Origin of the sequence: Methylobacterium sp. CB376, from assembly GCF_029714205.1 — a bacterium.
Lineage (GTDB): Bacteria > Pseudomonadota > Alphaproteobacteria > Rhizobiales > Beijerinckiaceae > Methylobacterium.
Genome location: NZ_CP121648.1, coordinates 726544 through 749279, shown reverse-complemented (window position 1 = coordinate 749279; position 22736 = coordinate 726544). Strand labels below are relative to the sequence as shown.

The following is a 22736-nucleotide window of genomic DNA, read 5'->3' as shown; positions in this document are numbered from 1 at the left end:
TCAGGCCGGTCCCGGCGTCTCGCGCGGCATGCAGACCGAGCGCTTGCCGCCCTCGCGCAGGAAGGCGAGGATCTCCTGCACGATCGGGTGCGTCTCGAACTCCGCCGCCACGTCCTCGACGCGCTCCATCAGCGTGCCCTCCTGCGCGAAGAGCAGCCGGTAGGCGCGCCGCAGCGCGTGGATGTCCTCCCGCGAGAAGCCCCGGCGCTGCAGGCCGATGATGTTGAGGCCCGAGAGGTAGGCCCGGTTGCCCAGCGCCATCCCGTAGGGGATGAGGTCGTTCTCCAGCCCCGAGAGGCCGCCCACGAAGGCGTGCGGGCCGACCCGCGCGAACTGGATCACCGCCGCCCCGCCGCCCAGGATGGCGAAATCCCCCACCGTGCAGTGGCCGGCGAGCATCACGTTGTTCGAGAACACGACGTTGTCGCCGATCCGGCAATCGTGCCCGACATGGCTGTTGGCCAGGAAGGCGCAGCGGTCGCCGACGACCGTCTCCAGGCCGCCGCCGGCCGTGCCGGGATTCATCGTCACGCCCTCGCGGATCAGGCAATCGGCCCCGATCGTGAGGCTCGAGGGCTCGCCGCGGTACTTCAGGTCCTGCGGCGGGTGGCCGATCGACGCGAAGGGGAAGATCCGCGTGCGGGCGCCCACGCTGGTGCGGCCCGCCACCACCGCGTGGCTCACGAGCTCGACCCCGTCGCCGAGCCGCACCTCCGGCCCGACATGGCAGAAGGGACCGACGCGCACGCCCTCGCCGAGCACCGCGCCGTCCTCGACCACGGCGCTCGGGTGGATGCGCGCCTCGCCCGGGGAGCCGCCGGCGCTCATTCGGTCACCAGCATGGCGCCGATCTCGGCCTCCGCCACCAGCGTGCCCGCGACCTTCGCCTCGCCCCGGAACCACCACATGGTGCGGCGGTTCGTCAGCTTCCTCATGTGGTACTCGACGGTGTCGCCGGGCACGACGGGCTTGCGGAACTTCACCTTGTCGATCGTCATCAGGTAGACCCGGCTCGGCCGCGTGTCCCGGGTGAGCGTGTGGGCGCAGCAGATGGCGCCCGCCGTCTGGGCCATGCCCTCGACCAGCAGCACGCCGGGGAAGACCGGGACCTTGGGAAAGTGGCCGGTGAATTGCGGCTCGTTGATGGTGACGTTCTTGATGCCGATGCAGCTGGAGTCGCCGTCGATCTCGACGATCCTGTCGACGAGCAGGAACGGGTAGCGGTGGGGCAGGAGCTCCATCACCCGCAGGATGTCGGCCGTTGCCAATTCGCGGGGCGTCTCGGTCGTGCCGGGTGTCGGGGACTTCGCGTCGGGCTCCATGCGCGGCCTCAAGGATGGTCGGGATCGGCCGGCGGGCCGAGGACGGGCCTCGTCAATGGCGAGGAAGCGACCGCCGATGCAAGGACTTTGCGGCCGTATGGGGGCGGAACTAGCCGTCCGTGTCCTCCGGCCCGCGCTCGCGCGCGGCGAGCCGCTTGAGCGTCGTCATCTCGCGGAACCACTCGCGCACCGGCTTGGCCGGGGTCCCGCCCCAGCGGGCGCCCGGCGGCACGTCCTTGTTGATGTTGCTGGAGCCGGCGATCTGCGCGCCCATGCCGATCCGCAGGTGCCCGACGACGCCGACCTGGCCGCCCAGCACCACGTAATCCTCGAGGGTGGTCGAGCCCGAGATGCCGACCTGGGCCACGATCACGCAGTGGCGGCCGATCACCACGTTGTGGGCGATCTGCACGAGGTTGTCGATCTTGGTGCCCTCGCCGACGATCGTGTCGCGGCTGGCGCCGCGGTCGATCGTGGTGTTGGCGCCGATCTCGACGTCGTCCTGGATGATGACCCGGCCGACCTGCGGCACCTTGAGGTGCCCGCCCGCCCCCATGGCGAAGCCGAACCCGTCCTGGCCGATGCGGGCGCCGCCGTGGACGATGACCCGGTTGCCGACCAGCGCGTGGAGCAGCGAGGCGCCCGGCCCGATGGCGCAGCCGCGCCCGATCCGGGTGCCCGGCCCGACCACCGCCCCGGCCGCCAGCACGGTCCCGCTGCCGATCTCCGCCCCGGGGCCGATCACCACCCCGGGATCGACGACCACGCCGGGTTCGAGCCGCGCCTCCGGATGCACGAAGGAGCCCGGCGAGACGCCGGTGGCGCCGAACAGCGAGCCCGGCCGCGCGGCGCTCGGGAAGAGCCGCGCCAGCACCTGGGCGAAGCCCCGGTAGGGCTGGGGCGTCACCAGCGCGGCCGTGCCCTCCGGCACCCGGGCGGCGAAGCGCGGCGAGACCAGGCAGGCCCGCGCCCGGGTGCGGCCGAGCGCCTCCGCGTACTTGGCATTGTCCATGTAGGCGAGGTCGTCCGGCCCGGCGCTCTCCAGGGGAGCGGCGCCCGCGACCGCGAGGGTGCCGTCGAGGCCGGCCGGCAGGGCGGCCCCGGCCAGCGCCGCGACCTCGCCCAGGGAGATCGGGCCGGCGAAGGGGAAGAAGACCGGGTCGGACATGCTCGGCGCTCGCGGCAGGACCGGCGGGCCGGACGGCACCGCGACGGAGGCCCGCCCTAGCGGGTCGCGCCGGGCGGCACAAACGAAAAAGGCCGGCTCCGCGCGGAGCCGGCCCGGGAGGATGCGGGGAGGCGGGCCCCGGGGCCGGGAGGCGGGCGACTCCCTCGTCCCGCCGGGGGCGTCGCGGGTCAGCGCGCGGCGAGCGCGTCGAGGACCAGCCTGGCGGTGAGCGCCGAGGAGGCCGGGTTCTGGCCCGTCACGAGCCGGCCGTCCGCCACCGCGAAGGGGTGGAAATCGGCCGCGCGCTCGTAGACCCCGCCGAGCTCGCGCAGCCGCGTTTCGACGAGGAACGGGACGGCCGCGTCGAGGCCCACGGCGCGCTCCTCGCTGTCGGTGAAGCCGGTCACGCGGCGGCCCTGCACCAGCGGCGCGCCGGTCTCGGCCTTGGCGTTCACCAGCCCCGCCGGCCCGTGGCAGACGGCGGCGACCACCTTGCCCTGCGCCCACGCCTTGCCGAGCAGCGCGGCCAGGGCCGCGCTCTCCGGCAGGTCGACCATGGTGCCGTGGCCGCCGGGCAGGAACACCGCGTCGTCGGCCTCGGCGTCGATCGCCGCGATGGCAGGCGTCTCGGCGAGCGCCTTCGAGGCCGCCGCATCGCCGAGGAAGCGCTCGACGGCGGCCTCGTTCTCGCCCTTCGGCTTGACCGAGCGCGGATCGATCGGGACCGGTCCGCCGGCGATCGACGCCAGCGTCACCGCCGCGCCCGCGTCCACGAACGCGCAATAGGGCGTCGCCAGTTCCTCGAACCAGACGCCGGTCGGCTTCGCCGGATCGCCCATCGTCGCGGCCGAGGTGGCGATCATCAGGATGCTGAAACGGGCCATGTGCGTGCTCCTTGCCAAGCCGGACCTTGCCAAGCCGGACCTTGCCGGACCGGACCTTGCCGGACCGGGCCTTGCCGCGCCGGACCTTGCCAAGCCGGACCTTGCCAAGCCGGACCTTGCCAAGCCGGACTCGGCGGCGGAAATCACTCCTCGTGGGAGGACCGATCAGAGATCCGATGGCTCCCCCAGCGCCGACCCGTCGCGCCGACCGCTTCGCGGCCATCCGGTCGCGCTCGTCGCGCCTATCGAGATGACCGCTCCGCGGGGTCACCCGCAGGCCGCTGCCGCGTGGCGGGCTGCCCACCTGGCGAGGCGGCGGGGCCATCCAGCGACCGGCCCCCGCCATGCTCGGGTCGGCCCCCGGGCCATGCCTGCCCGAGGGAGAGGACAGGCATCGCCCGTCGCGGTAGGGAACGGGGACATTCCCATGCCCGCTTCCGGCGATGAGCCACCTCGTCTCCTTGCGCACCTTCCTCTGCGCCGACCGCGCCGGCTCGATCACCCGCGCGGCGCGGCAACTCGGCATCACCCAGCCGGCGGCCTCGGCCCACGTCGCGGCGCTGGAGGGGCAGCTCGGAAGGCCGCTCTTCGTCCGGCAGGCGCGCGGCGTGAGCCCGACGCCGGCGGCCGACGATCTCGCCCGCTCGGTCGCGGCCGCCCTCGACCGCATCGACGCGGTGATGGCGGCGGCCCGCGCCCGCTCGAGCCAGCTCTCCGGCACCGTGCACCTGGTCGGTCCGGCCGAATACCTCTCCGCGCGCATCGGGCCGGCGCTGGCGCCGCTGGTGGCGCAGGGGCTGCGGCTGCGCATCGGGACGGGGGGCCGCGACCGCATCTACGCCGCCCTGGGGGAGGGCCACGCGGATCTGGCCGTCACCGCCTCGCTGCCGGAGGGCAGGGGCCTCGGCTTCGCCGAACTGGGCCGCGAGCGCTTGCTGCTGGTCGCGGCGCCGGCGCTCGCCGCGCGCGCGAAGGGCCGCATCGTCGCGGCCGACATCCTGCGCGGCCTGCCGTGCATCGCCTACGACGAGGGCCTGCCGCTGATCCGGCCCTTCTTCGCGCAGGTCTTCGACGGGCTCCCGGACCTGCAGGCCGTCGCGACGGCGCCCGACCTGCGCCGCCTGACCGGCATGGCGGTGGCGGGCGTGGGATGGACGGTGCTGCCGGACTACGTCTGCGCCGAGGCGCTGGCGCTGGGGCGGCTGACCGAGCTGCCGACCGCCCGCGAGGGGCTGGACAACGCCCTCTACCTGGCCTGGAACCCGGGCGCGCTTCGCCAGCCGCGCGTCGTGACGGTCAGGGATCACCTGCTGCGAGGCGGCCCGGCCCTGTGATCCCGACGACCCGGGATGCCGGCGCGGCGGGCCGTCGAGCCTCGCGAATTCTCGGCGCCACGCCGAAGGCGTGGCGAGACAGGCTTGGTGGAAAAAGGACTGGCGCAAAAAGGGCTTGGCGACACGTCGAGAACGGAACCAGCGGTCATGAGGAGGGATCCGGGATCCGCTTGATCGAAGCGGGTCCCGGATCCCAAGCCCGCGCGGCGCCTGAGCGCGGCGCCTGAGCGCGGACGACATCCGCATGGCCGAAATCGGAGATGGCGAAGCAATCCGTCGGATGTCGGATGACCGCTGGTCCGAGGCGGCGTGGGGCATTCAACGGAACGGCACCCGTTCCGGGGGGAACGGGTGCCGCATCGATCATCCCTGCCGAGGCGCGCCGCCGTGGCGGCGCCCTGCCGCGTCCGGGAGGGCTCAGAAGCGCGAGCCGCCCGAGAAGCGGAAGGCCTGAAGCTGGTCCTTGCCGACCTTGCCGCCCGCCGTCAGCACGCCCTCGTCCCGGGTGAGGGCGTAGGCGTAGTCGAAGCGGATCGGGCCCAGCGGCGAGTTCCAGAGGATCGAGGCACCGACCGAGGAGCGCAGAGTCGCCTGGTCGCGCACGTTCACGCATTCGGGCTCTACGCCGATCGTGAACGTGTTGAAGTTGCAGCCGCCGACCGGGCTGAAGCCGTTGATGATGCCGTCGCCGTTGACGTCGAAGGTGCGCTTGGACTTGTAGCCGAACAGCGTGCCCGCATCCGCGAAGATGGCGCCCTTCAGGCCGATATCCTTCGGGATGCCCCAGATCGGGAACTGCACCTCGACGGTGCCGCCGATATAGGTGGTGCCGCCGAGCGCGTTCGAGCGGGAATCGGTCGAGCCGATGTCGCGCGGGCCGATGCCGTTCGGCGCGAAGCCGCGCACCAGCGACGGGCCGAGGAAGAACTGGTCGGTGATCCGCAGCGTGTTGCCCTCGGTCGGCATGATGTGGCCGCCCTGGATCTTCACGAAGCCGACGACGTCCTCCCACAGCTCCTTGTAGTAGCGGGCCTCGCCGGTGACGCGGAAGAACTTCGAGTCGCCGCCGAGACCGGCGAATTCGGGCTTCAACTCGCCGTAGAAGCCGTTGCGCGGCAGCTGCAGGTTGTCGAGGGTCGAGTAGGCCAGGGTCACGCCCGCCAGCGAGGTGAGCGTGTCGCCGACCGATTCCTTGAGGGCGATCGAGGCCTCGCCGTCATAGGCGCAGTTCGGGTAGAGCGCCTGCCCGAGCGCGTTGACCGCCGTGTAGCCCGCGAGCGGGAACGAGCAATCGTTGTAGGGGCGCTTCAGGGTGTTCGGGATCTTGAGGGTCGTGTTGTAGAGCGAGTAGCGCAGCGTGATGCCGAACTCCTCGGTGATCGGCAGGCCGAGGCGCAGCTGGCCGCCGGTCACGTCGGTCACGTAGCGCGAGTAGCGGGTCAGGTCGCTGTACTTGCTGAACACGTCGAAGCCGGCGGCCAGCCGGTAGCCGAGGAAGTACGGCTCGGTGAAGGAGAAGTCGATGCCGCGGGTGTACTGGCCGGCGGAGACGCCGAGGCGCACGTACTGGCCGCGGCCGAGGAAGTTCGACTCCGAGACCGAGACCTCGCCGATGACGCCGTCGGCCGTGGAATAGCCGCCCGCCACCGAGAACGAGCCGGTGGGTTGATCCTCGACGTCGATGTTGACGACGACGCGGTCGGGCGACGAGCCCGGCTCGTTCGAGAAGCGGACCTTCTTGAAGAAGCCCAGCCCGTTCAGGCGCCGCTCGGCCCGGTCCACGAGGACGCGGTTGTAGGCGTCGCCCTCGCCGAAATCGAGCTCGCGCCGGACCACGTAGTCGCGGGTGCGGGTGTTGCCGCGGACGTTGATGCGCTCGACGTAGACGCGCGGGCCGTCCTCGACCACGAAGCCGAGGGCCACGGTGCCGGAGGCCCGGTCGCGCTCGCCGGTCGGGCGGACCTGCGCGAAGGGATAGCCGCGGCGCGCCACCTCGGTGGTGACGCCGGTCAGGGTGCGCTCCACGTCCTCGGCGTTGTAGACGTCGCCGACCTCGGTGCGGATCTCGTCGCGCAGGGTCGCGCCGTCGACGCCGCCGAGCCGCGAGTCGATCGCCACCGCGCCGACCCGGTACTGCCGACCCTCCTCCACCGTGACGGTGATGATCCAGCCGCCCGCGCCCTCGTCGAAGCGCGCATCCGCGGAGACGACCCGGAAATCGGCGTAGCCGTTCTTCAGGTAGTAGCGGCGCACGAGGTCGAGGTCGTTGGCGATCCGGTCGGGATCGTAGACGTCCGAGGTCTTGACGAAGCTGAGGAGGTTCATCTCCGTCGAGGTCATCAGGTCCTTGAGGCGACCCTCGGAATAGGCCTGATTGCCGACGAAGTGGATCTCCCTGATGCCGGTCTTGTCGCCCTCGTCGATAGTGTAGATCACGTCGATCGAGCCGTTCGGCAGGTCCACCGTCCGGTACGAGACCTTGGCGAGACCGCGGCCGGAGCGGCGGTAGACCTCGCGGATGCGCTCGACGTCGGACTGGACCACGGCGGGGTTGAAGCCCGCGCGGGACTTCGCCTCGACGATGCTCTCGAGAGTGCTCTTCTCGACCTTCTTGTTGCCCTCGAAGACGACGCGGTTGATCGTGTTGTTCTCCCGCACCGTCACCACGGTGCGGCCGCCGCTCTGGGAAACCCGGACGTCCGAGAACATCCCGCTCGCGATCAGATTGCGCCGGGCCTCCTCGGGCGACACGCCGGTCACGTAGGACCGCACCGTGTCGGCGTCGACGCGGCTGTTGCCCTGCACGACGACCTGCTGCGCCTGCGCGCCACCCGCGGCCAGTCCGGCTGCCATCATGATGGCGCCAGTGGCCGACACGCGCGCGCGCTTCCCTGTCATCGACATCATCAAATGGCCCGTCTCTTTTTTATCGGTCCGGGTTCGCACCCGCGGGTCGCCGACCCTCTGCGAGGAGGGCGGGGACCGTCTGGTCCTCGCCCGCTTCTACTGAGAATCCCCCGCGAAGCAAACGCCAAGCTCGCATCGGACCGGGATTTTGGGGGGACGTGGCCTTCCTGTCACGGGATCCCCGCCGGCTTTCGCGCGGCAGAGTCAGCAAGCCCTGAAGCACCGCCGTCGCGCGCCGGCCCAGATCGGGATTCGCGCAGATGAGCGCCCATGATCCCGACGAATTTATGTCGGGACCTGTGCGGAAAGGCTGAACGCGATCGCTCGAATTGCCAGCTTCTCCCGGCGCGGGCCTCAGGTTCCGCGGGTCCAGGAGGTGCCGATCTGCACGATATCGTTCCAGGTGGCGAACAGCATGAGCATGAGCACGAGGGCGAGGCCGATGCGGAAGCCGATTTCCTGGGCACGCTCGCTCAGGGGGCGGCCGCGCAGGACCTCGACGGCGTAGAACATCAGGTGGCCGCCATCGAGAAGCGGGACCGGGAACAGGTTGATGAGCCCGATCGAGACCGACAGGACCGCGATGAGGCCGATCACCGCCGAGAGGCCCCCGGCCTTGGCGGCCTGGCCCGAGACCCGGGCGATGCCCATCGGGCCGGAGAGCTGGTCGGCCGATTCGCGCCCGGTGATCAGCTTGCCCATGTAGTCGAAGGTGCGCTCGACCACGTAGTAGGTCTCGGAGACGCCGATCCTGAGGGAATCCACCAGGCCGTAGCGGGCGAGCTTGACGTCGGCGGCGTCGCGCGGGCCCTGGATCCCGAGCCGCCCGAGGCGGTGGGTGCCGAAGGGCGTCTTCTCCTGCACGGTGTCGGGCACGGCCTCCAGGGTGGTGCGCACGCCCCCGCGCTCGACCGTGACGCGGAGCGTCTCGCCGCCGCTGCCCGAGACGATCCGCTGCATGTCGGCGAAGTGCGTCACCGGCCGGCCGTTGATCGCCTGGACGACGTCGCCGACCTGGAAGCCGGCCCGCGCGGCGGCGCTGCCGGGCTGGATCCCGGAGACGAGCGGCGTCACCTCCATGCGCCCGAGGGCGTAGATCGAGCCGGCGAAGACCAGCACGGCGAGCAGGAAATTCGCCGCCGGACCGGCCGCCACGATGGCGATGCGCTTCCAGACCGGCTGGGTGTGGAAGCTGATCGCGCGCTCGTCCGCGCTCATCCGCGCGAGGCTGTCGGGGTCGGGCACGCTGGCGCCGTTCTGGTCGCCCACGAACTTGACGTAGCCGCCGAGCGGGATCGCCGAGAGCTTCCAGCGCGTGCCCCGCCGGTCGGTGAAGCCGGCGATCTCCGGCCCGAAGCCGATCGAGAAGCTCGTCACCCCGACGCCGCACCAGCGGCCGACCAGGAAGTGGCCGAGTTCGTGGATGAACACCACCACGGTCAGCACGAACAGGAACGACGGCACGATGTAGAGGAGGCTGCCGGTCGTCTCCGTCAGGGCGTTGAGAAAGGTCATGTCGGCCCGCCCGGCATCCGCCGGTTCCTCTCAGTGCACGTCCCGACCAAGCCGGGGGCCGGTCCGTCGGGACGTGCGGCAAAATCAAGACCCGGGGCGCGGTCCGGCCGCGACCGGCTTCCGCCCCGGGCGTCCGGGGCCGAGGGCCCGGGCGCGCATCCGCCTGTCATACCGCTTCCCGTGCGCCGAGGACAGGGCGCGGATGCGCCGCCCCCGCCCGGCTCCGGCCGCGGTTAACGGCGCGCTCGGGCGGCACGCCACCGTGCGCCTGAGGCGCGGCCGCTTCGGCGGCGACTTCGGCGGCGATTTCGGCGCCGGGCACGATGCGGGAGCGGGATTCTCGGCCGGATGGCGCGGTGCCGGTCAGCCGAGGGCCTGCGCGCTCCAGCGCCGCACCTCGTCGTCCATGGCGAGCGCCTCCCCGACGTCGGCCGGGGCGGCGGGGAAGCGGGCCGCGAAGGCCGCGCAGGCCCGCTCGACGAGGGCGGCGATGTCGTAGAAGCCGATGCGCCCGGCGATGAACGCCGCGACCGCGATCTCGTTGGCGGCGTTCATCACCGTCGGCTGCGCGCCGCCCGTGGCGAGCGCGGCCTTCGCGATGCGCAGGCAGGGGAAGCGCTCCTCGTCCGGTCGCTCGAAGGTGAGGCTGCCGGTGGCGGCGAGGTCGACGGGGCGCCCCCGCGCGACGGTCAGGCGCTCGCCGATGCCGAGGCAATGGGCGATCGGCACCCGCATGTCCGGCATCGCGAGCCCGGCCGTCACCGCCCCGTCCCGCCACGTCACCAGGCCGTGGACGATGGATTGGGGGTGGACCACGACGTCGAGCCGCTCGGCCTCGATGGCGAAGAGGTGGTGCGCCTCGACGAGTTCGAGGCCCTTGTTCATCAGGGTGGCGGAATCGATGTTGATCTTCATGCCCATCGACCAGGTCGGGTGGGCGGCGGCCTGGGCGGCGCTCGCCGCCGCGATGGTCTCGCGCGGGGCCGTGCGGAAGGGCCCGCCCGAGGCCGTGATGGTCATCCGGGTGATGTCCTCGACCTTGCCCTCGCCGATCGCCTGGGCGAGGGCGTTGTGCTCGGAATCCATCGGCAGGATGCGGGCCCCGTAGCGCCGCGCGTCGCGCATGAAGGCGTCGCCCGCGCAGACGAGGCTCTCCTTGTTGGCGAGGGCGACGGTGCGCCCGAGCCGGATCGCCGCGTGGGTCGGGCCGAGCCCCGCCGCGCCGCTCACCGCCGCCACGACGAGGTCGGCCTCGCGGCTCGCCGCCTCGACCACCGCCTCCGGCCCGGCCCCGCAGGCGATGCCGCTGCCCCCGAGGGCGTCCCGCAGGGCCGGCCCGCCCTCCGGATCGGCGAGGGCCGCGAACTCGGCCCCGAGCGCGCGGGCGACGCGGGCCAGGGAGGCGGCGTCCCTGCCCCCCGCCACCGCGGCGACCCGGAAGCGGTCGCGGTGCTGGTCGAGGAGGTCGGCGGTGGAGCGCCCGATGGAGCCGGTCGCCCCGAGCACGGTGACGGTGCGCGTCAAGGTCTGAGATCCTCACTGGTCCCGGAAGCCATATCGAAGCGGAGGGCCGATCGGCAATCCGTCCGGTTTCGCACCCGCCCGTGCGCCCGCGCCCGGGGCGCGGCGCCCGTCCGCCGGGAGCCGACGCCCGGCACCCGCATGGTGGCGCGTGATCAAGATTTCGATCCGGGCCACGCTGTAGAGAGCGTTTTGTTAACCGAACCGGACCTTCATGACCTTGCGGAAAAACGGCGAGGTGAAGAGGTTATGAGGCTGGGAATTCGGTGGCGACTCTACGCGGGCTTCGGCTTCCTGGTGCTGCTCACGGCCGCACTGGGTGTGTTCTCCGCGCGGCAGCAGCGCCTCACCATCGACAGTTACGAAACGCGCGAGGGGCTCGAGGCGCGGACCCGCCGGGCTTCGAACGCCACCGCGCTGGCGGCCCGCCTCACCGAGCAATCCGAGGTCTACCGGGCGACCTGGTCGCCCGAGATGATCACCCGGATGGAGGAGAGCCGCGGTGCCCTCGAGGAACTGAGCCTGCGGATGGTCGACCAGGCGCTCACCGCCGAGCGGCGGCAGATCTACCTGCGGATCAACGGGAACGCCCGGCAACTGAGGACGCAGATCGACCGCCTCGCCGAGGCCGGCCGGACGATCCTGCGCGAGAAGGACAGGCTCCTCAAGGGAGGCGACGAGCTGACGCGGCTCACCGGCGTGCTGACGGCGGAGATCTGGGAGCGGGACAGCGCCGCGCAGGTCGCGCAGGTGGGCGCGGTCGAGGCGGCCGTGCTCCTGACGCAGGTCGCGAACTGGCGCTTCCTCGCCACCCTGGATCCGAACGGGGCGATCACCTTCCGGACCCATGCCGGCAAGACGCGGGACGCGCTCGAACTGCTTCGGCGCACCGACTCCAAGAGCGTCTCCGCGGCGGCGATCCGCGCCGTCGAGGGCGCGCTCGCCGCCTACGCGGCGGCGTTCGGCTCCACCTTCGCCGCCATGGCCGAGGCCCGGACGGCCTACGAATCCGGCATCAAGCCGGCGGTCGCCGCGATCTCCGAGGACGCGAGCCACGTCCAGGGCAAGCTCCAGGAGGTCGTCACCACGTCGCGGGCCGAGGCCGCCGCCGCCGTGGAGGCCGCGCGCCTGACCCAGCTCGTCCTGGTCGGGCTGGTCCTCGTCCTCGGCGCCGCGCTCGCCGTCCTGATCGCGCGCAGCATCGTCCGGCCGATCATCGGGATGACCGAGACGATGCGGCGCCTCGCGGAGGGCGACATGGGTGTCGAGGTGCCGGCTCAGGGGACGTCCGACGAGATGGGCCGCATGGCCGCGGCCGTCGAGGTCTTCCGCCGCAACGCCCTTGACCGCATCGCCCTTGAGGCGGCCCAGGCCGAGGCGCAATCCGCCCGCCAGCGGCGGGCCGACCGGGTCGACGCACTCGTACGCGGCTTCCAGCAGCGCATCGCGGGGGCGCTCGAGATCGTGACCTCGGCCGCGACCGAGCTCGACGCCACCGCCCGCGGGATGACGCGGGTCGCCGACGGGACGAACCAGCAGGCCGCCGCGTCGAGCACCGCCGCCGAGCAGACCGCCGCGAATGTCCGCATGGTCGCGACCGCCGCCGAGGAGATGGTGGCCTCGCTCCAGGAGGTCGAGCGGCAGGTGCTGCGCTCCAGCGAGGTCGCCACCCTGGCGACGCGGGAGGCCGAGGCGACCAACGCCAGCATGGCCTCCCTGAGCGAGGCGGCCGAGCGCATCGGCGCGGCCGTGGCGATGATCTCCTCGATCGCCAGCCAGACCAACCTGCTGGCCCTGAACGCGACCATCGAGGCCGCCCGGGCCGGGGAGGCGGGGCGCGGCTTCGCGGTCGTCGCCGCCGAGGTCAAGGAGCTCGCCGGTCAGACCGCCCGGGCGACCGACGAGATCGGCGGGCAGATCGCGGCGATCCAGGCGGCCACGCAGCAGGCCGCCGCGGCGATCCGGCAGATCGGCGCCACCATCGCGTCGATCAACGAGATCACCGGCACCATCGCCTCGACCGTGGTGGAGCAGACCGCCGCCACGAACGAGATCTCGCGCAATGCCGGCGAGGCGGCCCGGGGCACGCAGGACGTCTCCGCCAGCGCGACCCGGGTGCTCAGCGCGGCGAGCGAGACGGGCGGCGCGGCCTCGCAGGTTCTCGCGGCGGCGGCCGAACTCGCCTCGCAATCCCTGACGGTGAAGCGGGAGGTCGACGACTTCCTCGACGCCATCCAGGCGGCGTAGCCGCCGCCGGCGTAGCCGCCGCCGGCGCAGCCGCCGGCCCTGCGGGCCCTCACCCGGCCTGCAGGGCCAGGATCAGCCCGGCGAGCAGCGCCACGGCGAAGAACCCGTCGAGCCGGTCCATGACGCCGCCGTGGCCCGGGATCAGGCGGCCGGAATCCTTGGCGCCGTAGGCCCGCTTGAGGGCGGATTCGGCGAGGTCGCCGCCCTGGCTCAGCACCGAGCCCAGCGCCGAGAGGAGCAGGGCGGAGGCCGCGGGCAGGCTCGCCGCCCCGCCCAGATGGGCGGCGTTCGCCGCGATGGCGCCGCCCACCAGGGTGGCGCCGAGGAGTCCCCCGCAGAAGCCCGACCAGGTCTTCTTCGGGCTCACCGCCGGCCAGAGCTTGGGGCCGCCCAGCGCCCGGCCGGTGAAGTAGGCGGCGATGTCGGTGGTCCAGACCGTGCCGAACAGCCAGAGCGGCCCGGCGAGCCCGATGCGGGGATCGTCGCGCAGCAGCACGGGCACGAGGGCGACGACGCCCGCGCAGGCGAGGCTCAAGGGGGCCCAGAGCCGGCCGGCAGGCGGCCGGGCCAGGAGCGCGAGCAGCGCGGCGCCCGCCCCGGCGCCGGCGGCGAGCCAGGGCGCGGGCGCCCCGAGCCGCGCCCCGGCGACGAGCCCGGCCAGCACCAGCCCGGCGAGGCCGAGCAGGGGCCGGTAGGGCCGCGTTCCCGTGATGGCGAGCCACTCGCCCACGATGGCGAGCCCGGCCGCGAGCCAGACCAGGGCGAAGAGCCAGCCGCCGGTGAGCGTGGCGGCCAGCACCGCGAGGCCCAGCACGGCGCCCGAGACGGCGCGCAGCCCGAGCTCGCTCGCCGGCCAGCCCGCGCGGCCGGCCGGGACCTTGCCGGGGGGCGCCATCAGCCCGCCTGCGCGGAGAGCCCGCCGAAGCGGCGCTCGCGGCCCTGATAGGCGTCGATCGCCGCCGCGAAGGCGGCGCGGTCGAAATCCGGCCACAGGTCCGGCAGGAACACGAATTCCGAGTAGGCGGTCTGCCACGTGAGGAAGTTCGACACCCGCTGCTCGCCCGAGGTGCGGATCACCAGGTCGGGGTCGGGGATCCCCCGCGTGTCGAGGGCGCCCGCCACGGCGTCGAGGTCGATCGCCTCGGGGGCGAGCCGCCCCTCCTGCACGGCCCGCGCAAGGGACTGCACCGCGCGGACGATCTCCTGGCGCCCGCCATAGTTGAAGGCGACCACCAGGGTGAGCCGGGTATTGGCGGCGGTGCGCTCCTCGGCCTCGCGCAGCAGGGCGGCGATGTCCGCGGGCAGGCCCTCGCGGGCGCCGATGATCCGCACCCGCACGCCGTTCGCGTGCAGGTCGGCGAGGTCGCGCCGCACGAACAGCTTGAGCAGCCCCATCAGGTCGGCGACCTCCGCCGCGGGCCGGCGCCAGTTCTCGGACGAGAAGCTGTAGACCGTGAGGTAGCCGATGCCGAATTCGAGCGCGGCGCGCACGGCCCGCCGCACCGCCTCGACGCCGCGGCGGTGGCCCTCCGCGCGCGGCAGGCCGCGGCGGGCGGCCCAGCGCCCGTTGCCGTCCATGATGATGGCGACGTGCGCCGGGATGTCGCGCGCCTTGCCGCCGTTCGACTGGCCACCGTTCGACTGGCCCGCGCTCGTCTGCGCGTCCGCGAGGAGTGCCGTCTTGCCGTCGCCCGCCATCCCCGCCCCGACCTGTCGGACGGGCCCTGCCGGCCCGTGCGCACCCGTTGTGGAAGATCCCTGCCGATCCCGATCAGACCTGCATGATCTCCTTTTCCTTCGCGGCCAAGGTCTGATCGACCTCGGCGATGTGCTGATCGGTGACCTTCTGCACCTGATCGGCCTGGCGCTTCTCGTCATCCTGGCTGATGGCGCCGTCCTTCTCCAGCTTCTTGAGCAGGTCGAGGCCGTCGCGGCGCACGTGGCGGACGGCGACGCGGGCCTCCTCGGCGTATTTGTGCGCGACCTTCACCATCTCCTTGCGGCGCTGCTCGTTCATCTCGGGGATGCGCAGCCGGATGGTCTGGCCCTCGGTCATCGGGTTGAGGCCGAGATCGGATTCGCGGATCGCCTTCTCGACCGCGCTCACCATGCCGCGGTCCCAGACCGCGACGCTGAGGAGGCGCGGCTCCGGCACGCTGATCGTCGCGACCTGGGCCATCGGCATCGCCGCGCCGTAGGCCTCGACCTGGATCGGATCGAGCAGGGTGGGGCTCGCCCGGCCCGTCCGCAGCGAGCCGAGGTCGTGCTTGAGCGAGTTCACGGCGCCCTGCATGCGGCGCTTGATGTCGGCGAGATCGAAGGTGGGGGTGGCCATTCCTGCTCTTCCCGAGACGGAGCCTGCGCGCGGAGCCGGCGCCCCGGGCGCCCGCCCCTCGTTCCGGCTTCAATGAACCAAAACCCGACCTGTCGCAAATGGCTCCGGCGCTGGTCGTTTCCGGGCCGCGCCGCGTCACGGCACCACGCGGGTGGCGGGGGCCCGGCCGGTCAGGATCGCCGTCACCGAACTCGGCGCGTGGACGGAGCCGACGACGAGGGCGAGCCGGCTCTCGCGGGCGAGCGCGAAGGCGGCGGTGTCCATCACCTTGAGGTCGCGGGCGATGGCCTCGTCGTGGGTGAGCCGGTCGTAGCGCACGGCCCTGGGATCCTGCTTGGGATCGGCCGAGTAGACGCCGTCGACCTGGGTCGCCTTCAGCACCGCGTCGCACTTGAGTTCGGCGGCGCGCAGCACCGCGGCGGTGTCGGTCGTGAAGTAGGGGTTGCCGGTGCCGCCCGCCAGGACCACGACCTGTCCCTTGTCGAGGTGGTGCAGGGCGGGCTGGCGCGCGTAGGTCTCGCAGATGGTCGGCATCGACACCGCCGACATGGTGCGGGCGGTGACGCCCGCGGCGTTGAGCGCCGTCTCCAGGGCCAGCGAGTTCATCACGGTGGCGATCATGCCGAGGGAATCGCCGGTGGCCCGGTCGATCCAGCCCGCCGCCGAGACCCGTGCGCCGCGGATCACGTTGCCGCCCCCGACCACCAGCGCCACCTGAATCCCGGCCTGCAGCGTCTGGGCGATGTCCTCGGCGAGGGCCGCGAGGGTCGGCGGGTGGAGCCAGTAGCCGTCCGGGGCCTGAAGGGCCTCGCCGGAGAGTTTCACGAGGACGCGGCGAAACGGCGTCGTCTCCGACATGGGGCCTCCTAGGGGAAATCGGGCGCGGGCGGGTTCTACCCCGGGGGGGCTGGTGCGTCGAGGCGGGATCGTCCCGCCCCGCGGGAGCCTCCCGGGGGCATCCTCACGGCGCGAGGGCGGGGCTGCCGGCCGGCCCTCCCGCCGCCTCGGCGGCCGACGGCCCGTGGGTCGCCCGCCCCAGCACCGCGAGCCAGCCCGGCACCTCGGCCCCGCGCTCGCGGCGGGTCGAGGCCGCCTCCAGCCGCAGGATCGCGAGCCCCGCTGCGGCCGCCTCCGCGCGCACCAGCGCCTCGCCGTGGGCGTAGCGCCCGTCGCTGCCGAGCACCGCACCCTCGCCCGCATGGGCCTGCAGCGTGAAGGCGAAGAGCCCGCCCGGGGCGAGGGCGCGCGCCACGCCCGCGAAGGCCGGCCCCAGCGCGCGCAGATACACGAAGACGTCCGCCGCCACGACGAGGTCGGCCCCTCCGGCGGGCTGGCCGGCCAGGAAGGCGGTGAGGTCGCCCTCGTGCAGGGCCGCGTAGCGCCCCAGGCGCCGCGCCTCGGCCAGCATGCCGGGCGAGAGGTCGACGCCCTCGATGGCGACGACGAGGTCGTCGAGGGCGCGGGCCGCGAGGCCGGTGCCGCAGCCGAGGTCGAGGGCGCGCCGGAAGGGAAGCGGGTGGCCCGTCGCCAGGAGCGCGTCCCGGAGCATCGCCGGGGCGCGGTAGCCGAGCCCCTCGACGAGGTGGCGCTCGAAGCGGCCCGCATAGCCGTCGAACAGCGCCCGCACGTAGGCGGGCGACAGGGCGGCCTCGCCCGCCTGCGCGCCGAGTTCGGCGAGGCGCAGCCGCGCGCCGAGCGCGTCGTCCGGGTCGAGGTCGAGGGCCGCCGCGAAGGCGTGCCGCGCCCGCTCCCGCGCCGCCGGGTCGTCCCCCGCCTGCGCCTCGCGGGCGCGCCCGAGCAGCAGCCAGGCCGGCACGTAGTCCGGCACCAGGGTCAGCACCTGCTCGGCGAGGTCGGCCGCGGCGGCCGCGTCGCCCTCCGCGAGGGCCGCCTCGGCCCAGACGTAGCGGCGGTCGGCGAGGAGGTCGCCGGAGGAGCGGAGCGGCACGGTCATGGCAGGGCAGGTCGGCAGGGCAGGTCGGCAGGGCAGGTCGGCAGGGCAGGTCGGCAGGGCAGGTCGGCAGGGCAGGTCGGCAGGGCAGGGGGCGGGGGCGCGGCACGGACGCCGGGAGGAGCGCCCCTATATACGGTGTCCCGCCGATCCCGGACCAGCATGGCCAGAAGCGACGACCTCCTCACCCTCACCCGCGAGGGCCTCTACTGCCCGCTCGGCGACTTCCACGTCGACCCGGTCCGCCCGGTGCCGCGGGCGCTCATCACCCACGGCCATTCCGACCACGCCCGCGCCGGCCACGGCCGCGTGCTCGCGACGCCCGAGACCCTGCGCATCATGGCGGTGCGCTACGGCGAGGACTTCTGCGGCGCCCGCCAGGAGGCGCGGCTCGGGGAGGTGCTCCGCCTCGGCGACGTCGCCGTCCGCTTCGCGCCCGCCGGCCACGTGCTGGGCTCGGCCCAGATCGTGATCGAGGCCGCCGCCCGCCGCATCGTCGTCTCGGGCGACTACAAGCGGGCCCCCGACCCGACCTGCCTGCCCTTCGAACTCGTCCCCTGCGACGTGTTCATCACCGAGGCGACCTTCGGCCTGCCGGTCTTCCGCCACCCGGACGCGGCCGACGAGGTGGGCAAGCTCCTCGATTCCGTGCGGCTCTTCCCCGAGCGCACCCACATCGTCGGCGCCTACAGCCTCGGCAAGGCGCAGCGCGTGATGGCGCTCCTGCGCGCCGCCGGCTACGACGCGCCGATCCACCTGCACGGGGCGCTGGAGAAGCTCACCGACCTCTACAAGCGCGAGCGGATCCCCCTCGGCGAGACCCCGAAGGTCGCGGCCGCCGACCGGCCGAAGCTCGGGGGCGCCGTCGTGCTCTGCCCGCCCTCCGCCATCCAGGATCTCTGGTCGCGCAAGTTCCCCGATCCGGTCACGGCCTTCGCGTCGGGCTGGATGCGGGTGCGCGCGCGGGCCCGCCAGAAGGGCGTCGAACTGCCCCTCGTCATCTCCGACCACTCGGATTGGGACGATCTCTGCCGGACCATCGCGGAGACCGGCGCGGGCGAGGTCTGGGTCACCCACGGCCAGGAGGACGCGCTCGTGCATTGGTGCGCGACGCGGGGCATCGCCGCCCGGCCCCTGCACATGCTCGGCTACGGCGACGAGGGCGAGGCGGAACCGGCCCCGGGCGACGCGGAGCCCACGCGGGGCGGGACGCAGCCCGCCCGCGGCGGGGCGGGCCCCGCCCAGGGGGGCGCCGCGTGAACGACTTCGCCCATCTCCTCGACCGCCTCGCCTACGAGCCCCGGCGCACCGCGAAGCTGCGGCTGCTCCAGGACTACTTTTCCCGCGCGCCCGATCCCGAGCGCGGCACCGCGCTCGCCGCCATGACCGGCGCCCTGACCTTCCGGGAGGCGAAGCCCACCCTGATCCGCGGCCTCGTCGAGGCGCGGGTCGACCCGGTGCTGTTCCGGATGTCGTACCACTACGTCGGCGACCTCGCGGAGACGACCGCCCTGATCTGGCCCGCGCCCGCGGCGCCGGAGCCCGGCGGGATCGGCCACAACGCCCCGCCGCCGCAGGTGCCGAGCCTGAGCGAGGTGGTCGAGGCGCTCGCCACCATCGGCAAGGCCGAGCTGCCCGCCCGCATCGCCGCCTGGCTCGACGTCCTCGACGAGACCGGCCGCTGGGCGCTCATCAAGCTCATCACGGGCGAGCTGCGGGTCGGCGTCTCGGCGCGCCTCGCCAAGACCGCGGTGGCGAGCCTCGGCGGCGTCGAGCCGGACGCGGTCGAGGAGGTCTGGCACGGGCTCAAGCCCCCCTACCTGCCCCTCTTCGCCTGGGTCGAGGGCCGGGCCGAGCGGCCCGAGAGCCTCGATCCCGCCCCGTTCCGGCCGCCGATGCTCTCGCACCCGGTCGACGAGGAGACCGACTTCGCCAGGCTCGACCCCGCCGCCTTCGCGGCCGAGTGGAAGTGGGACGGCATCCGGGTGCAGCTGGTCGGCGGGCGCGACCGCGCCGGGACCGCGGTCGCCCGCATCTATTCCCGCACCGGCGAGGACATCTCCGCCGCCTTCCCGGACCTCGCCGAGGCGATCCGCTTCGAGGGCGCCCTCGACGGAGAGCTCCTCATCCTGCGCGAGGGGCGGGTGCAGAGCTTCAACGTGCTGCAGCAGCGCCTCAACCGGAAGGCGGTGACGGGCCGGCTGCTCCAGGACTTCCCCGCCCATGTGCGGGCCTACGACCTGCTGGCGCTCGACGGCGAGGACCTGCGCCCGCTCCCCTTCGGGGCGCGCCGCGCCCGGCTCGAAGCCTTCGTGGCCGGCCTCGACCACGGGCGCATCGACCTCTCGCCGCTCGTGCCCTTCGCCGATTGGGAGGCGCTGGCGGCGGCGCGGGCCGACCCGGCCCAGGCGGGGGCCGGCGAGGATGCCGACGCGATCGAGGGCGTGATGCTCAAGCGCCGCGACAGCCTCTACGTGCCGGGCCGGCCCAAGGGGCCGTGGTGGAAGTGGAAGCGCGAACCCTACCTCGTCGACGCGGTGATGATGTACGCCCAGCGCGGGCACGGGAAGCGCTCCTCCTTCTACTCGGACTACACGTTCGGGGTCTGGCGGGACTCCCCCGAGGGCGGCGAGGAGCTGGTGCCGGTCGGCAAGGCCTATCACGGCTTCACCGACGAGGAGCTCGCCAAGCTCGACCGCTACGTCCGCAACCACACGGTCAAGCGGTTCGGGCCCGTGCGCGAGGTGGAGTATGGTCCGCGCCAGGGCTTGGTGCTGGAGATCGCCTTCGAGGGGCTCCAGCGCTCGACCCGGCACAAGTCGGGCGTCGCCATGCGGTTTCCCCGGGTGAACCGGATCCGCTGGGACAAGCCGCCCGCCGAGGCCGACCGGATCGAGACGCTGGAGCGCATCCTGGAGCGGGGCGAGCGCGAGGTGATGCCGGGACGGGAGATGGCGCGATGAAGCGGATCGAGACGATCGCCGGGGGCGCGGTGACGCGGCAGGTGACGGGCCGGCTCACGGTGAGCACGAACGGGCAGGGGTTCACGGAGATCACCCAGGAGGTGGCGGGCTTCGTGCGCGACAGCGGCATCGCCCAGGGCCTGCTCACGCTGTTCTGCCGCCACACCTCGGCCTCGCTCACGATCCAGGAGAATGCCGACCCGGACGTGCGCACGGACCTGCTGGCCGCCCTCGACCGGCTCGCCCCGCGCCAGGGCGCCACCCTGTACGACGCGGAACTGCCCGGGCGCGGGCAGGGGCGGATGTTCTACCTGCACCGGGACGAGGGCCCCGACGACATGCCCGGCCACATCCGCACGATGCTGACCGATTGCTGCCTGGCGATCCCGGTCGCCGAGCAGCAGCTCGCCCTCGGCACCTGGCAGGGCGTCTACCTGATCGAGCACCGGGACCAGCACCATCGGCGGGAGGTCGTGCTGCATCTCCTGGGGGCGTGACGGCCCGGCGGCGCGAGGGCGGCCCCCGGGAACTCGCCCGGGGCGGCGCGGTTCTTGCCGGATGCTGCATTCCCTGCTCGGAGACCTGTCCGGCCTGATCGCGCAGCACGGTCTGTGGATCGTGGCGCTGATCGTCGGCCTGGAGAGCCTGGGGCTCCCGCTTCCGGGCGAGACCTGCCTCGTCACCGCGGCGGTCTACGCGGGGGCCACCGGCGATCTCAGCCTGCCGGGGCTCGTCGCCTCGGCCGCCGGCGGGGCGGTGGTCGGCGACTCGATGGGCTTCTGGATCGGGCGCCGCCTCGGCCAGCCGGTGCTGATCCGCCACGGCCCGCGCATCGGCCTCACCCCGGACAAGATCAAGCTCGGGCAGTACCTGTTCCTGCGCCACGGCGGGAAGGTGGTGTTCTTCGGCCGCTTCGTCGCGGTGCTGCGGGTGCTGGCGGCCCTGCTCGCCGGGGCGAACCGCATGGCCTGGCCGCGCTTCCTCGTCTCCAACGCCACGGGCGGCCTGCTCTGGGCGACCGTGTTCGGCGGCGGCGCCTACCTGTTCGGCACCCGCATCGAGGCGGTGAGCGGTCCCCTCGGGATCGCCTTCCTGGCCGTCGCGGTGATCACCCTGGCTTGGCTGATCGTGACCGTGCGGCGCAACGAGGCGCGCCTGCTGCGGGAGGCCGAGCGGGCGCTCCCGGGCCCCGTGACGCCGCGCTGAGGCGCGTGACGCCGCGCTGACTGAGGCGCGCAGGCTCCGATTCCACCAGGTTTCGCCGGACGAGTGCCGGTCCGGCGGCCGTTTCGCGCGGTCGAGGGCGGGATAGCGGCGATTCCGCAGCCCGCCGAAATTGTCCGGCGCGCCGCAAAGGCTTAAGGTTCCGTTTCAAGAGGGCCGCCGGTCACCGGGTGCGAGGCTCCGTGGCGTGTGGGCGGGAGGCACCGCTTGAGTTCCGAGACCACCATCGTCGTCGCCGACGACCATCCGCTCTTCCGGGGCGCCCTGCGCGGGGCGGTCGGAGGCATCCTGCCGGAGGCCCGCATCGTCGAGGCCAGCGGCCTCGACGCGCTGACGGCGCTCCTCGAGCGCGAGGCGGAGGTGGATCTCATCCTCCTCGACCTCACCATGCCGGGGGTCCAGGGCTTCTCCGGCCTCATCTACCTGCGGGCGCAGCACCCGGCGATCCCCGTGGTGATCGTCTCGGCCAACGAGGATCCGGTGGTGATCCGCCGGGCGCTCGATTTCGGCGCCGCCGGCTTCATCCCGAAATCCCTCGACATCGACGAGATCGGCGGGGCGGTCCGGCAGGTGCTGGCGGGGGGCACCTGGGCGCCGCCCGACATCGCCCTCTCGGCCTCCGAGGACAAGGAGACGGCCGAGCTGATGCGCCGCCTCGCGACCCTCACGCCGCAGCAGGTGCGCGTGCTGATGATGCTGTCGGAGGGGCTGCTCAACAAGCAGATCGCCTACGAGCTCTCGGTCTCGGAGGCGACCGTGAAGGCGCACGTCTCGGCGATCCTGCAGAAGCTCGGCGTCGAGAGCCGCACCCAGGCGGTGATCGCCTCCTCGCGCATCGGCGCGACGCTCAAGCCCCCGGCCGGCGTCGCGTGAGGGCCGGGCCGCCGGGCCCGGCCCGACGGGGGCGCCGCTCAGTAGCCGAAGCGGGCGTGGCGCCAGCCGTGGCGATGCCAGCCGTAGTGGCGCCAGTGCGGCCGGTGATGCCAGCCGTAATGCCGCCAGTGACGGTGGCGCCAGCCGTAATGGCGCCAATAGGGCCGGTGGTGCCAGCCGTAGTGGCCGTGCCGCCAGTAATGGTGCCGGTAGCCGTAGCGCGCCGGATAATAGCCGACGGTGCGGTAGGCGTAGGGCCGGCCCCAGCCGTGCCGGTGCCAGCCGACGTGGCGGCCGTGCCAGCCGTGGTGGCGCCAGCCGCCGTGCCAGCCGGTCCAGGCGGTGGGTGCGGCCGCGCTCGCCGCCGCCGTCTCGGCCGCGGCCGGGGCGGGCCGCAGGGCGGGGGCGAGCCCGCAGATCAGCATCAGTGCGAGGAAGAATCGTCCAAGACGCATCAGGGCCTCCGAGGTGTGAGGTGGCCAGGAACGGGTG

20 protein-coding genes are annotated in these 22736 nt (G+C 73.3%); 7 read left to right on the top strand and 13 right to left on the bottom strand.

The features are described 5' to 3' along the window. The 4 genes from lpxA to QA634_RS03240 all read right to left on the bottom strand — a co-directional run bounded on the left by lpxA (position 1) and on the right by QA634_RS03240 (position 3374). On the bottom strand, positions 1-828 hold the full coding sequence (gene lpxA / locus QA634_RS03255) for an acyl-ACP--UDP-N-acetylglucosamine O-acyltransferase (protein WP_012330621.1): 828 nt from the start codon (positions 826-828) through the stop codon (positions 1-3). After that, complete coding sequence (gene fabZ / locus QA634_RS03250) at positions 825-1322, bottom strand: 3-hydroxyacyl-ACP dehydratase FabZ (RefSeq protein WP_012330620.1); 498 nt, start codon at positions 1320-1322, stop codon at positions 825-827. The genes lpxA and fabZ overlap by 4 nt, the downstream gene beginning before the upstream one ends. A 109-nt stretch (positions 1323-1431) precedes the next feature. After that, on the bottom strand, positions 1432-2490 hold the full coding sequence (gene lpxD, locus QA634_RS03245; protein ID WP_012330619.1) for a UDP-3-O-(3-hydroxymyristoyl)glucosamine N-acyltransferase: 1059 nt from the start codon (positions 2488-2490) through the stop codon (positions 1432-1434). A 188-nt stretch (positions 2491-2678) separates the two neighbouring features. After that, positions 2679-3374 (bottom strand): type 1 glutamine amidotransferase domain-containing protein, encoded by a 696-nt coding sequence (locus QA634_RS03240; RefSeq protein WP_012330618.1) that lies wholly within the window; start codon positions 3372-3374, stop codon positions 2679-2681. A gap of 443 nt (positions 3375-3817) precedes the next feature. Between QA634_RS03240 and QA634_RS03235 the strand changes: the two genes are divergently transcribed. Beyond that, on the top strand, positions 3818-4708 hold the full coding sequence (locus tag QA634_RS03235; RefSeq protein ID WP_012330617.1) for a LysR family transcriptional regulator: 891 nt from the start codon (positions 3818-3820) through the stop codon (positions 4706-4708). Between the two features lie 417 nt (positions 4709-5125). Here QA634_RS03235 and bamA read toward each other — a convergent pair whose 3' ends face one another. The 3 genes from bamA to dxr all read right to left on the bottom strand — a co-directional run bounded on the left by bamA (position 5126) and on the right by dxr (position 10654). Continuing rightward, positions 5126-7615 carry an outer membrane protein assembly factor BamA gene (bamA, locus tag QA634_RS03230; RefSeq protein WP_012330616.1) on the bottom strand — a complete coding sequence of 830 codons (2490 nt, stop codon included), beginning with the start codon at positions 7613-7615 and terminating at the stop codon, positions 5126-5128. A gap of 354 nt (positions 7616-7969) precedes the next feature. Next, positions 7970-9130 carry an RIP metalloprotease RseP gene (gene rseP, locus QA634_RS03225; RefSeq protein WP_012330615.1) on the bottom strand — a complete coding sequence of 387 codons (1161 nt, stop codon included), beginning with the start codon at positions 9128-9130 and terminating at the stop codon, positions 7970-7972. Positions 9131-9493: 363 nt separating this feature from the next. Next, the gene (gene dxr / locus QA634_RS03220; RefSeq protein ID WP_012330614.1) at positions 9494-10654 is read right to left on the bottom strand and encodes a 1-deoxy-D-xylulose-5-phosphate reductoisomerase; all 1161 of its coding nucleotides are present in this window, start codon (positions 10652-10654) and stop codon (positions 9494-9496) included. A gap of 246 nt (positions 10655-10900) precedes the next feature. On the opposite strand from dxr, the gene QA634_RS03215 reads away from it, so the two are divergent. Then, on the top strand, positions 10901-12898 hold the full coding sequence (locus QA634_RS03215) for a methyl-accepting chemotaxis protein (RefSeq protein WP_012330613.1): 1998 nt from the start codon (positions 10901-10903) through the stop codon (positions 12896-12898). A gap of 49 nt (positions 12899-12947) precedes the next feature. Here the strand turns inward: QA634_RS03215 and QA634_RS03210 are convergent, their stop codons facing one another. The 5 genes from QA634_RS03210 to QA634_RS03190 all read right to left on the bottom strand — a co-directional run bounded on the left by QA634_RS03210 (position 12948) and on the right by QA634_RS03190 (position 17187). Continuing rightward, complete coding sequence (locus QA634_RS03210; protein WP_012330612.1) at positions 12948-13793, bottom strand: phosphatidate cytidylyltransferase; 846 nt, start codon at positions 13791-13793, stop codon at positions 12948-12950. Further along, a complete protein-coding gene (locus QA634_RS03205) occupies positions 13793-14596 on the bottom strand; it encodes an isoprenyl transferase (protein ID WP_012330611.1) in 804 nt (267 codons plus the stop codon). The genes QA634_RS03210 and QA634_RS03205 overlap by 1 nt, the downstream gene beginning before the upstream one ends. A 73-nt stretch (positions 14597-14669) precedes the next feature. Further along, a complete protein-coding gene (gene frr / locus QA634_RS03200) occupies positions 14670-15233 on the bottom strand; it encodes a ribosome recycling factor (RefSeq protein ID WP_012330610.1) in 564 nt (187 codons plus the stop codon). Positions 15234-15368: 135 nt separating this feature from the next. Then, positions 15369-16091, bottom strand: a complete 723-nt coding sequence (gene pyrH, locus QA634_RS03195; RefSeq protein WP_012330609.1) for a UMP kinase — start codon at positions 16089-16091, stop codon at positions 15369-15371. 103 nt (positions 16092-16194) lie between these two features. Next, positions 16195-17187 (bottom strand): class I SAM-dependent DNA methyltransferase, encoded by a 993-nt coding sequence (locus QA634_RS03190; RefSeq protein ID WP_012330608.1) that lies wholly within the window; start codon positions 17185-17187, stop codon positions 16195-16197. A gap of 159 nt (positions 17188-17346) precedes the next feature. Between QA634_RS03190 and QA634_RS03185 the strand changes: the two genes are divergently transcribed. The 5 genes from QA634_RS03185 (at position 17347) to QA634_RS03165 (ending at position 22244) form a co-directional block, all read left to right on the top strand. Beyond that, positions 17347-18444 carry a ligase-associated DNA damage response exonuclease gene (locus QA634_RS03185; RefSeq protein WP_012330607.1) on the top strand — a complete coding sequence of 366 codons (1098 nt, stop codon included), beginning with the start codon at positions 17347-17349 and terminating at the stop codon, positions 18442-18444. Beyond that, positions 18441-20147, top strand: a complete 1707-nt coding sequence (locus QA634_RS03180) for a cisplatin damage response ATP-dependent DNA ligase (protein WP_012330606.1) — start codon at positions 18441-18443, stop codon at positions 20145-20147. Before QA634_RS03185 ends, QA634_RS03180 begins: the two co-directional genes overlap by 4 nt. Next, entirely contained in the window at positions 20144-20644 is a 501-nt protein-coding gene (locus QA634_RS03175; protein ID WP_012330605.1) for a secondary thiamine-phosphate synthase enzyme YjbQ, read from the top strand. The genes QA634_RS03180 and QA634_RS03175 overlap by 4 nt, the downstream gene beginning before the upstream one ends. A 61-nt stretch (positions 20645-20705) precedes the next feature. Further along, positions 20706-21353: a DedA family protein gene (locus tag QA634_RS03170; protein ID WP_012330604.1), complete on the top strand. Its 648-nt coding sequence runs from the start codon at positions 20706-20708 to the stop codon at positions 21351-21353. A 225-nt stretch (positions 21354-21578) separates the two neighbouring features. After that, complete coding sequence (locus QA634_RS03165; protein ID WP_012330603.1) at positions 21579-22244, top strand: response regulator; 666 nt, start codon at positions 21579-21581, stop codon at positions 22242-22244. A 38-nt stretch (positions 22245-22282) separates the two neighbouring features. Here the strand turns inward: QA634_RS03165 and QA634_RS03160 are convergent, their stop codons facing one another. After that, complete coding sequence (locus tag QA634_RS03160; protein WP_012330602.1) at positions 22283-22699, bottom strand: hypothetical protein; 417 nt, start codon at positions 22697-22699, stop codon at positions 22283-22285. Positions 22700-22736 lie beyond the last annotated feature (37 nt).

What these genes read in the sequence shown, in the direction of transcription:
- QA634_RS03205 (WP_012330611.1), bottom strand. Translation starts at nt 14,596, where the DNA reads ATGGCGGGCGACGGCAAGACGGCACTCCTCGCGGACGCGCAGACGAGC.
- QA634_RS03170 (WP_012330604.1), top strand. Translation starts at nt 20,706, where the DNA reads ATGCTGCATTCCCTGCTCGGAGACCTGTCCGGCCTGATCGCGCAGCAC.
- QA634_RS03185 (WP_012330607.1), top strand. Translation starts at nt 17,347, where the DNA reads ATGGCCAGAAGCGACGACCTCCTCACCCTCACCCGCGAGGGCCTCTAC.
- QA634_RS03235 (WP_012330617.1), top strand. Translation starts at nt 3,818, where the DNA reads ATGAGCCACCTCGTCTCCTTGCGCACCTTCCTCTGCGCCGACCGCGCC.
- QA634_RS03210 (WP_012330612.1), bottom strand. Translation starts at nt 13,793, where the DNA reads ATGGCGCCCCCCGGCAAGGTCCCGGCCGGCCGCGCGGGCTGGCCGGCG.
- QA634_RS03240 (WP_012330618.1), bottom strand. Translation starts at nt 3,374, where the DNA reads ATGGCCCGTTTCAGCATCCTGATGATCGCCACCTCGGCCGCGACGATG.
- QA634_RS03160 (WP_012330602.1), bottom strand. Translation starts at nt 22,699, where the DNA reads ATGCGTCTTGGACGATTCTTCCTCGCACTGATGCTGATCTGCGGGCTC.
- rseP (WP_012330615.1), bottom strand. Translation starts at nt 9,130, where the DNA reads ATGACCTTTCTCAACGCCCTGACGGAGACGACCGGCAGCCTCCTCTAC.
- QA634_RS03190 (WP_012330608.1), bottom strand. Translation starts at nt 17,187, where the DNA reads ATGACCGTGCCGCTCCGCTCCTCCGGCGACCTCCTCGCCGACCGCCGC.
- lpxD (WP_012330619.1), bottom strand. Translation starts at nt 2,490, where the DNA reads ATGTCCGACCCGGTCTTCTTCCCCTTCGCCGGCCCGATCTCCCTGGGC.
- lpxA (WP_012330621.1), bottom strand. Translation starts at nt 828, where the DNA reads ATGAGCGCCGGCGGCTCCCCGGGCGAGGCGCGCATCCACCCGAGCGCC.
- QA634_RS03175 (WP_012330605.1), top strand. Translation starts at nt 20,144, where the DNA reads ATGAAGCGGATCGAGACGATCGCCGGGGGCGCGGTGACGCGGCAGGTG.
- fabZ (WP_012330620.1), bottom strand. Translation starts at nt 1,322, where the DNA reads ATGGAGCCCGACGCGAAGTCCCCGACACCCGGCACGACCGAGACGCCC.
- bamA (WP_012330616.1), bottom strand. Translation starts at nt 7,615, where the DNA reads ATGATGTCGATGACAGGGAAGCGCGCGCGCGTGTCGGCCACTGGCGCC.
- QA634_RS03215 (WP_012330613.1), top strand. Translation starts at nt 10,901, where the DNA reads ATGAGGCTGGGAATTCGGTGGCGACTCTACGCGGGCTTCGGCTTCCTG.
- pyrH (WP_012330609.1), bottom strand. Translation starts at nt 16,091, where the DNA reads ATGTCGGAGACGACGCCGTTTCGCCGCGTCCTCGTGAAACTCTCCGGC.
- frr (WP_012330610.1), bottom strand. Translation starts at nt 15,233, where the DNA reads ATGGCCACCCCCACCTTCGATCTCGCCGACATCAAGCGCCGCATGCAG.